Source organism: Niallia yueguangensis, assembly GCF_052663115.1.
In genome coordinates, this window is record NZ_JBQTCX010000007.1 from 71,952 (window position 1) to 83,309 (window position 11,358).

Annotated in this window: 7 protein-coding genes and 1 other annotated feature; all 7 genes read left to right on the top strand. The window is 34.4% G+C overall.

Annotated features, from left to right (window positions below; translation table 11 throughout):
• The first annotated feature begins 233 nt into the window (after positions 1-233).
• Entirely contained in the window at positions 234-1,319 is a 1,086-nt protein-coding gene (locus ACTYA4_RS08540) for an ABC transporter substrate-binding protein (protein WP_443480689.1), read from the top strand.
• A gap of 177 nt (positions 1,320-1,496) precedes the next feature.
• Entirely contained in the window at positions 1,497-4,580 is a 3,084-nt protein-coding gene (locus tag ACTYA4_RS08545; protein ID WP_443480690.1) for a hybrid sensor histidine kinase/response regulator, read from the top strand.
• Between the two features lie 19 nt (positions 4,581-4,599).
• Complete coding sequence (locus ACTYA4_RS08550; protein WP_443480691.1) at positions 4,600-5,673, top strand: response regulator; 1,074 nt, start codon at positions 4,600-4,602, stop codon at positions 5,671-5,673.
• Positions 5,674-6,655: 982 nt separating this feature from the next.
• Positions 6,656-7,258, top strand: coding sequence for a LysM peptidoglycan-binding domain-containing protein (locus ACTYA4_RS08555; RefSeq protein ID WP_443480692.1), 603 nt, complete (start codon positions 6,656-6,658; stop codon positions 7,256-7,258).
• Positions 7,201-7,572, top strand: coding sequence for a LysM peptidoglycan-binding domain-containing protein (locus ACTYA4_RS08560; protein WP_443480693.1), 372 nt, complete (start codon positions 7,201-7,203; stop codon positions 7,570-7,572). The genes ACTYA4_RS08555 and ACTYA4_RS08560 overlap by 58 nt, the downstream gene beginning before the upstream one ends.
• A gap of 1,155 nt (positions 7,573-8,727) precedes the next feature.
• Positions 8,728-8,979 (top strand) — a binding site (T-box leader).
• 125 nt (positions 8,980-9,104) lie between these two features.
• Positions 9,105-10,820 (top strand): acetolactate synthase large subunit, encoded by a 1,716-nt coding sequence (gene ilvB, locus ACTYA4_RS08565; RefSeq protein WP_443480694.1) that lies wholly within the window; start codon positions 9,105-9,107, stop codon positions 10,818-10,820.
• Positions 10,817-11,335 carry an acetolactate synthase small subunit gene (gene ilvN, locus ACTYA4_RS08570; RefSeq protein ID WP_443480695.1) on the top strand — a complete coding sequence of 173 codons (519 nt, stop codon included), beginning with the start codon at positions 10,817-10,819 and terminating at the stop codon, positions 11,333-11,335. The genes ilvB and ilvN overlap by 4 nt, the downstream gene beginning before the upstream one ends.
• Positions 11,336-11,358: the final 23 nt, after the last annotated feature.

Consider the following 11,358-nt stretch of genomic DNA (forward strand, 5'->3'; position numbering starts at 1 on the left):
TGTTTTCTCAAAGTTAGTTGTTTTTTACGTAAAATAATGAGAGAAGAAGTACTCAGCAGACTGAATACACGTAGACTCCTGTGGGAATGCGAGAAAGACGAGACTTAAGTAGAGCGTATGCGACGAGGAGGCTTGGCGCTCGCCCACGGAAAGCGAAGTGTATTCAGGCTGCGCGTTTAAAAGTAACAATCTATACGAAAACAGTCATTTTAAAAAAATGGGGGTATTCACAATTGAATAAATGGATGAATTATTTGAAAAAAAGTGTATTTATATTAATAAGTATTGCCGTATTGGCTGGTTGCAGCAATCAAAGCTCTACAACTAGCCAAAAATCTCCTCAAGAAGATAAACCTGAAAAAATCACCATTAAAGATGCAAATGGTAAAGAAGTGGAAGTGCCAACAAACATTGAAAAGATAGCGGATGCTTGGCCTGCACATAATGAGGTGCTTTCTATGTTAGGGGCTGGAAATAAAATTGTGTCTACTGTTCATACAAAGGAAAGTCGCCCTTGGTTATATAAAGTAACTCCTCAATTGAACAATGCTAAAACAGTTTTTAAAGCAAATGCAGAAGCAAATATAGAGGAAATGCTAACAACAAGTCCAGATATCTTTTTTACATCCTCAACGGATAAAAACGCTGAAAAAATATCTAGCCTAGGAATCCCAACTGTACAATTAAATTTTACTGATTTTGCAGGATTGAAAAATTGCTTTCAATTAACAGGAGAGATTTTGGGAAAAGATGCAGAACAAAAGGCGGAGAAATTTAATGCCTATTTAGATGATAAAATTAAAATGGTAAAGGATGTTACTTCTCAGATTCCATCAGATCAAAAGTTAAAAGTATTACATTTTAATAATGGGAAGCTTATACTTGTAGACGGAAGCAATACGATTATTGATGCTTGGGTCAATGCCGCTGGAGGAGTAAATGCCGCTGCCGACATTGATGGCAATATGAAAGAAGTAACTATGGAACAAATCTTACAATGGAATCCAGATGTCATTATTTTAGGTGCAAATGCTAAAAATTTGAAACAAACTTTTGAAAAAGATCCTGATTGGCCAAAAGTAAATGCAGTAAAACAAGGGAAAGTATTTCAAAACCCTGATGGAGCATTTTTGTGGGATCGTTACGGTGCAGAAGTAGCGCTGCAAATTCAGTGGGCTGCAAAGCTATTAAATCCAGACAAATTTGCGGATTTGGATATGGTAAAAGAAACAAAGTATTTTTATAAAAACTTCCTAAATTATGAGCTGACAGATGATGAAGCAAACAGAATTATCAGCGGAAATCCACCCGCAAACTAAGAATATGAAATACGGATATATAACAATGAAGTGATAGCTGGTGCTATCTCTTTTCATTATGTAATAATTGTTATATTTATTTTTTGAAGTTAAATTATTGTCGTTAACTCCTGGTGATAAACTGGTAAAATATAAAAATAGTTATTGTATATTGATCGATTACCAGGAGTGAAATGAATGAAGAAAATAGTTGCAATATTTGCCGTTTTAGTTTGCTATACAGTTCTTTTTTTTCTGATTGAATTTATAAACAATAAATTTGAAACGAAGGCGCCAATAGCGAATAATGGAGTTATCAACTTAGAAAATTGGGATTTTATATACGGTGGGAATGTCCCATTAAACGGAGAATGGGAATTTTATAAGAATAAACTATTATCTCCAGAGGAAATTCACGCATATCAAGGAAGTAAACCAATGTACATAAAGACCCCAAGTAATTTGATGAACATTCGTTTTACAAATAAAGAAACAGGGGTAAAAAAAGGAACTTATCGATTAGTGATTCACACCAATGAAAAAGACCAAATCTTTGGAATTAAAGTAACTTCTATTCATATGTCAAACAGTATTTATGTAAATGGTAAGTTGATTGGGAGCAGCGGTGTTCCATCAGATTACAAAAGCTATGAGCCGCAAAATAAACCGTATGTTAGCTATTTTCCAATAGAAAAAGGAAAAAATGAAATTATCGTTCAGTTTGCTAATTTTCATTTTAAACCAAGCGCAGGAATCGTGAAGCCGATCTATTTTGGAGAGCAGAAGCAAATATCGAGATTGAGAGATCTTTCTATTGTGAATGATTGGTTGATGATTACGGCTTTTTTTATGATGGGATTATACTTTTTTGGTTATTATCGACAAAGAAAAAGAGATATTCATTTATTATATTTTTCCGTATTTTGTCTTATGCTAGCAATCAATATATCCACAGCCACCGGAGATAGAGTTATTTATATGATATTTCCTAATATGTCTTATTTTGTGCTGATTTGGCTTCAAGGCTTTTCTACTGTACTGACGAGTGTGACATTTGTTCTTTATCTTTTCTCTGCCTATAAATCGTTAGTGTTAAAATGGATTGTTATCCTTTTCGTAACCCTCGGGGGATTACTATTAATACTTGATTTATTATGGATTGGGCATGTATCCAAAAACTTGGTCATTTCTCATTCTATCATGGCTCTCTCCGCTTTAATTTATGCAACATATATTTTAACATTAGCTGTGATGAATAAAATGGAGGGGAGTATGTATCTCATCATTGGTGTATTGTCTATGGGCATATATATCATTACAACGACGATTAATGGATATGGTTCTGTTCCTATATTATCCTTTTTTTCGCTAACATCTATCGTATTTTTGCTAATGATTTCTTTACTGATGTCGCTACATTTTTCGAATGCTTTTATTGAAATTGAGTCCTTATCAAAGAAATTACTAAAAATCGATCAATTGAAGGATGAGTTCATTGCGAAAACATCACATGAATTTAAAACACCGTTAAACGGAATCATTAATATATGTCAAACGATACTGAAAGATCAAGGGAAAATACTTTCGAGTAAGCAGCGAGAGAAAGTTACACTGATTACGCAAATAACCTTTCGATTAGCCGATCTTGTGAAAGATATACTCGATTTATCTAAAATGAAACAAGGGATGCTTCAAGTCAATCCAATGCCAACAGATGTTCGTCCAATTGTTACTGTTGAAATTGCGATACTTGCCTTGATGGCAGAGAAAAAACAGTTGCAAATCGTCAATCAAGTTCCAACTAATTTACCTAATGTGTTAGTTGATGAAAATCGATTGAGACAAATAGTAAATAATCTATTAGAGAATGCCATTAAATATACTGATCAAGGAAGCGTTACGATTTCAGCTGCGCAAGAGAACGACATAATGAAGATAACAGTAGAGGATACAGGGATTGGCATTCCACAATCAGAATTTGAAACTATTTTTCATGCTTTTCAACAACAAGAATCAAAAGGACAGGACGGTGCAGGATTAGGGTTAAGCATTGTGAAGCAACTAGTGGAGTTGCAGGGAGGAGAAATATGGGTAGAGTCGGTAGTAGGAGAGGGATCTGCTTTTCACTTTACATTACCAATCGCCGAAATGAATGTACCGATTATTTCGCTTCAAGCAAGCGAGGCAGTGCCAGCAACAAAAAGCCCTCCTATTTTGATAAATACACCTTATCGTTTAGTCGATAAAAATGCACCAACAATTCTTATCGTCGATGACAATATAGAAAATTTAAAGATTCTGATCGATATGATTGAATCTATTCCATACAACGTAATTGCGGTGAAGAACGGAGAAGAGGCATTACAAGAAATTGCAGCTAATCCACATATTGATTTAGTTATTTTAGATTTAATGATGCCAGGAATGACAGGTGATGAAGTATGTATGAAAATCCGTGAAATGTATAGCTTAATAGAGCTGCCGGTGTTGATAGTGACGGCAGCGCTTATTGATTCTGATAAACATTTTGCTTTTCAAGTCGGTGCAAATGATGTTCTGCAAAAGCCGTTTAATTATTCGGAATTTGAAGCAAGGATACAAAGTTTAATTATGATGAAAGATGCCACAAGCCAAGCGATTAAGTTAGAAACAGCTTTTTTGCAATCACAAATAAAACCGCACTTTTTATATAATGTTTTAAATTCTATAATGGCTTTAAGCTATATAGATGTAGAAAAATCGCGTGAAACAATTGGTCACTTTGCCAGTTATTTAAGGGGAAGTTTTGATTTTTACAATACATCCAACCTCACGTCTTTTGAAAGAGAAATGTCCATCGTCACATCTTACGTACAAATAGAAAAGACTCGATTTCAAGAAAGAATTCAAGTGGAGATAGATGTGGAACCTTATCTTGATTTTTCCTTGCCGCCTTTAATGATTCAGCCACTTGTTGAAAATGCGATTCAGCATGGCATTGAAAAGAAATCAGAAGGTGGGTGGGTGAAGCTCACCGTAAGAAAAGAACTGGATGGTTATATGATCAAAGTCGAAGATAATGGAGTAGGAATGTCCGAGGAACAATTAAAAGCCGTAATGGCAAAAGAGAGTAATAGAAGTGTCGGGTTAAAAAATATTAATTATCGGCTTCAACATTTTTATGGGGCAGAACTGCAGATTGAAAGTGAACTAAATAAAGGAACAACGATAACGATGATGATTAACCAAGTATTTTTACCGAAAAGTAATAAAAAAATAGGTAGCAAAAACTTATTTAAATAATAAGGAAAGGAGGAGGCAGATGGAAGCGGTTATCATTGATGATGAGCGACTATCAACTTTTTTATTACAAAAAATGTTAGCGGAGTTTAATTGTTTCACAAAAATTTCAACATTTGAAAATGGGGAAGATGTACTTAACTTTATACGAGCAAATCATGTCGATGTTGCTTTTGTTGATATTGAAATGCCGGGAATAAGTGGTGTGAATCTAGCGGTAGAAATGCGGCGAATACATAAAAGTATTAAAATTATTTTTATTACTGCACACACGAACTATGCTGTTCAAGCATTTGAAATAGAGGCGCTTGATTATGTTGTTAAACCATTTACCCCTGAAAGAATTGAAAATACAGTGAAGCGAATTGCAGGAGGTCTATCAGTTCATCGCGAGCAAGGCGAAAAGAAGCAAATGCTTCATTGTTTAGGAGAGTTGAGGGTAACGAAGCAACATGGAAATTCACCTATTTTATTAAATAAGTGGCGTACAAAAAAAGCAAAAGCATTATTTTGTTATTTTATTCATAACCGAAATCAAACGATACATAAAGATGTGTTAATTGAGCTGTTTTGGAATGATGTTTCATTGGAAAAAGCACATACGAATCTTCACACGACGATTTATCAAATTCGTAAAATGATTCAATCCTATGCTATCCCCTTTGAAATCGTGCGTGTAGGGGATGGCTATCGTTCAGAAATGAAAAATATCGTGCTAGATATGGATATATTTGAAGAGAAGATAAGGCAATTGCCAGAATTAACAAGCGAAACATTAACAGCATATGAATCGGTTATAGCTCTGTACGAAAATGATTATTTTTACGATAGTTATTATGCATGGGCTGAGAGTGAGAGAGTCCGGCTGCAAAGTATATGGATGAGATTTGCTTTTTCTCTCATTGCTTTTTACATAGAAATGAATCGTTACGAGCAGGTCATTAATCTTTGTTTTCTTATTCAGAAAATAGACCCATTAGAAGAGAAGTCATATATCAGTTTAATAGAGATATATAGTAAAACCGGAAATACAGCAGGAGCAAAGAAACAAATAGAGAAATTACATGCAATTCAAGAAGAAATAAATTTGCCTTAAAATCAGTGATGGGGTCATTGTTGATTAATTAGTCAATACCAATCGGGTCTTATCAGGTAATGCATTAAAATAAATTAAACTTGTTAGTACAGCAAATAGATTTGTGAGCTATGCTCTTTATTTCATGGCAGTGGAATAAAGGGCATAGCTTTTTTGTTAAAAGATAAGAAAGCATAAAATTTCGAACCTAGTTTAGTGTCTAGCTCCGGCGCCTAGCCCCTGTGAAAGATAACCTCTTGCCTCTAAAAGTAAAAAACACTTTTTGAGTCAAGAGAACATTTTTCTTCGGGGCTGAGCAAGGCGCCTGCGCATTTCTTATTGAAAACCTAAAAGTGTTCAGAATTTGTTCAGAGCAGTTTTATACAATGATAAAAAATTAATTCAACATATATTTAATCGGGATTTTTTTATTTTCTTGTTTTGCTTTTTTTCATTCATCAGTCAGAGTGCAGACTTTTTCTATACCGACACAAATTACAGATCATTTGTTAATAGATGTAAGTTATTCGATCAGAATGGTAATAATTTAATGGAAATGCTAATAAACCAAGTAAAGAGTCACCTGAGTTAATGAAATAAAAAGTTACACGGTAGACAAAGTTAGCATCATTCACGGTTGCAGATTTTAAACAAGGACACTATCGATTTGTGGAAAAAAAGGCAATGAAAAATTATGGCTGATTCAAATGTATGCTTTTTTCTATTCTTAAGTTGATCTTTTTACATGGCTCTTTTCTCAATGTTTGTTGTTTTTTACATAAAAAAATTGGAGAAGAGTACTTAGCAGCCTGCATACACGTAGACTCCTGTGGGAATGCGAGAAAGACGAGACCCCACAGGAGCGTATGCGACGAGGAGGCTTGACGCTCGCCCGCGGAAAGCGAAGGGTATGTAGGCTGCGAGTTTAAAAGCAACAATCTATACAAAAACAGCCTTTTATAAAGTGATTTTGGTATATCGCAATTAAATGGAGGATTTAATCATGACAATCAAATCTAGGAAACAGCGTATTCAAGAACAAAAAGCAGCTGAAGACAAAAAACGTAATCAAAAATTTACGTCAGGTGTTTTAGCTACAGGCATTGGAACAACGGCTTTTTTTGGGAATATGCAAATGGTAGAAGCTTGTGACTGCGTGGAAAATTATACAATTGAAAGTGGTGACACTTTGTATAGTATTGCTAAAAATTACAAAGTAACAGTAGATCAGTTGAAATCTAAAAATGGATTTGAATCTGACCGAATATATGCAGGTCAAGATATAATTGTTCCTTTCCTAGATGAAAAGGGTAATCTTCCTATTGTTGGAGAACCTATGGAAGAAGGTGAAATTGTTCACTATATCCAAAACGGAGATACACTTTGGAGTTTATCTCGTAAATACGGAGTATCGATTGAAAAACTTATGAAGGACAATAACCTTCAAAGCACAATACTTATTGAGGGGCGTTTATTAACAGTTAATACAGGCGTTGAAATTTTTAACCTGTCACTAAATATATTCCTGCAAAAAAAGCAGAAAAAGTGGTGCAAACACCTGCTAACACATATACAGTACAGCCTGGTGATACCCTTTATTCTTTAGCGAAGCGTTTTAATGCTTCAGTAAAAGAGCTTCGAGAGTTAAGTGATTTAAAATCCGATGGCATCTTAATTGGACAAAAATTAGAAATTCCTGCTCGTGATGTTATCACGACAAAAGCAACAATTTTGGGGGTTGTCGATTCTGCTTCCATTGAAATAATCGCACACCATGTAACATGGGTGCTTGAAGTATCTTATGGTTCCTCTCAAAAATTCTCTAATCAAATAGGTAAAAAAGTTACTATTACTTTTACAAAAGGTAATAATAACCAACGCCCTGCATTGATTAGTGTTGACGAAATATTTGACATTTAGGATTTGTTTATTTATATTGTTGGTTGCTATTTTTGAATAATATTATTATGCATTAGGTAGTATTTTCATAAAACACAAAAATATGATGTAGTTATATGTATAATCATCTTGCGCAACGATGTAAGGTTTTTTCTCATATTTATTCTTAAATAGATAAAATATTAAAGAGTTATGTTTAAAAAACATTTTAATTAGAAGAGATGTGAGACACTCCTTGCTTCGATATCAGGTTGAAAGGGAAAACTCATGCTGGTTATAAAGGAGAAAGAATGATAATTATTATAGAAGAAATTTCCTGATTGTTATTAAATATTATAAAAATATGTTTATAAATACATGTGTAGGTTAATTTTAAAAGTTTAAATTGCCTAATCAATCAATTTAATTAAAGGATGTTTTCTCAAAGTTTGTTGTTTTTTACATAAAAAAACATTTGGAAAAGCGTTTCTTAGCAGTCTGCATACACGTAGACTCCTGTGGGAATGCGAGAAAGACGAGACCCCACAGGAGCGTATGCGACGAGGAGGCTCGACGCTCGCTAAACGGACGAAGTGTATTCAGGCTGCGAGTTTAAAAGCAACAATCTATACGAAAACAGCCTATTTTAAAGATGGAGAAAACGTCCTAAACATTCATTTACCTTTAATTCATGATAACAAGTTATAAATGGAGAGATATAAAAAGTGTGTTAGAAAATATAACAAGTAAATATACGATTCGGTCGTTATTGTATTATAATTTAGTTCGAATCATCATCATTCCTAAAATACAAGGATAATAAATATAAGAAGGAAAACGGATTATATAAGGTTTCGTACATAACGGGAGATAATAAAGTGTGTTTTATGCCTTTTAAAGTAAAAAAATAGTGAACTAATTGTAAAAAATACAATTTTTTTAAAAAAAATTTCAAAAAAAATAAAGGGGTAAAATTATTTATATATCAATATTGTAAACGGTTTCTAAGAGTGGGGTATAGCTTTAATTATCTAACAATTCTCAAAAATACTGTTGACTCTTGTTTCATTTCGGCGTAAGATAACTTCATCGAAAGCAATACAGAAAATAACAACGAGATTAGCTTTTGTATATGAATAACAGAATGTTTTTGACGCATAATAAAAAACAGATGAAAACGATGATTTTAAAGATATTGAAAATACGATGATAAGGATAAGTAGTTTCAAATTTGGGATTCCACAGAGAGCCGGTGGTGCTGAGAGCCGGTGAAGTCAATTGAAATGAACTCGCCTTTGAGTGTTAGCTTGAAAGATATTTCGACTAGAGCTAACCGAGTGATACCCACTCGTTACCAAACACTAGAACAGAACTGTTCACTGAGTGCATACATGAATAATGTGTATGAATGAGGGTGGTACCGTGGAAAGAAGCCTTTTCACCCCTTTGTCTACTAAAAAAATTATTAGTAAACAATGGAGGTGAAAAGGCTTTTTTTATGAACAATAGTCTTTAATTTAGTCATACTACAAGATTCCTTAACTAAATTACTTTTTATAAGGGGGTTAAACAAAATGTTACAGGAAACTGCCTTTGACAAAACAAAGGCTAATGCAAAACCGTTAACTGGTTCAGATCTCTTGTTGCAAGCATTGGAAAAGGAAAATGTAGAATTTATTTTTGGTTATCCAGGTGGTGCAGTACTGCCGATCTACGATAAAATTTATGATTCTAAAATATTTCATGTATTGCCGCGTCATGAACAAGGAGGCATACATGCTGCTGAGGGTTATGCAAGAATTTCGGGTAAACCTGGTGTTGTCATAGCGACAAGTGGGCCTGGTGCTACAAATATAGTAACAGGACTTGCAGATGCGATGATGGATTCATTGCCATTGGTTGTTTTTACAGGGCAAGTTGCAACAGGCGTTATTGGAACAGATGCATTTCAAGAAGCAGATATATTAGGGATTACTACGCCGATAACTAAATATAATTGTCAAATTAGAAGCTTGGAAGAAATTCCGAAAATTGTAAAAGAAGCCTTTTATATCGCAACAAGCGGAAGACCTGGTCCAGTATTAATCGATATTCCGAAAGACATTGCGGCAACCATTACAGAAGTGCCGGAAGAGCAGGAAATTGATTTGCCAGGCTACCAACCGACTACACAACCAAATTATTTGCAAATTCGCAAATTAACCGAAGCAGTAAGTGCAGCGAAAAAACCTGTTATTTTAGCAGGTGCAGGTGTAATTTTTGCAAAAGCAAATAAAGAATTAAAACAATATGCAGAACAGCAGCAAATTCCAGTGGTGCATACATTGTTAGGCTTAGGAGGATTCCCAGCTGACAATAATTTATTTGTTGGAATGGGAGGTATGCACGGTATTTATGCAGCTAATATGGCTTTATATGAATGTGATTTGCTAATTAATGTCGGCGCAAGATTTGATGATCGATTAACTGGAAATTTAGCACATTTTGCACCGAATGCAATTAAAGCACATATTGATATTGATCCTGCAGAAATTGGTAAAATTATTCCAACGAAAATTCCAGTTGTAGCAGATGCAAAAGAAGCTTTAGTGGAATTGATTAAACAAGATGGTAAAAAACCAGAACATAATGAATGGTTGGAGAAAATAGAAGGTTGGAAAAAAGAGTATCCTTATTATTATGAAAATTCTGATTTGTTAAAACCGCAAAAAGTGTTAGAACTATTGCATGAAAAAACAGAAGGAAACGCGATTGTCACAACAGACGTTGGCCAGCATCAAATGTGGACAGCACAATATTATCAGTTCAAGGAAGCGAACAGATGGGTTACATCTGGAGGCCTTGGGACAATGGGATTCGGGTTGCCTTCTAGTATTGGAGCTCAATTAGCAGATCCAGATGCAACGGTTTTAGCGATAAGCGGTGATGGTGGATTCCAAATGTGCAGCCAAGAGTTAGGGCTGATTAAAGAATTAAACTTACCTATTAAAATAATCATCCTTAATAATCAGGCCTTAGGAATGGTAAGACAGTGGCAAGAAATCTTTTATGATTCCCGTTTCTCTCATAGTAAAGAATCTGTACAGCCATCCTTTGTTAAACTTGCAGATGCATACGGCATAAAAGGTTATCAAATTACTTCAGAAGAAGAGGCGGAATCGATTCTTGACGAAGTACTCAACGTAAGAGAGCCAGTTTTACTTGAATTCCGCATCGATCCTAATGAAAATGTGTATCCAATGATCGCACCTGGCAAAGGTTTACATGAAATGGTAGGGATGAAGCCATGAAGAAAATAATTAGTTTAACTGTTTTAAATAAATCTGGTGTGCTCAATCGCATTACTAACTTGTTTTCTAAAAGAAATTATAATATTGAAAGCATATCTGTAGGTCATACAGAGAATGAAGGAATTTCCAGAATCACTTGTGTTGTTCATGTAGATAATGAAAGTGTAGTGGAACAAATTACAAAACAATTGAATAAACAAGTGGATATTTTAAAAGTAGTGGATATTACCGATCAGTCCATTGTTGCACGTGAACTGGCATTAATCAAAGTGCTGGCTACACCACAAACTAGACATGAACTGTACTCGTTAATTGAACCTTTTAGAGCATCAGTAATTGATGTCAGCAAAGAAAGCATTGTTATTCAAATTACAGGTGAATCAACAAAAGTGGAAGCATTTATTGAATTGCTTCGACCATACGGTATTAAAGAATTGGCGAGAACGGGCACAACCGCCTTTCCTCGCGGCTCGCAAAAAAGCGTAAATTCTAAAAATACTTTTTCAATCGTTTAAGCAATTTATTAAAATAAAAAAAT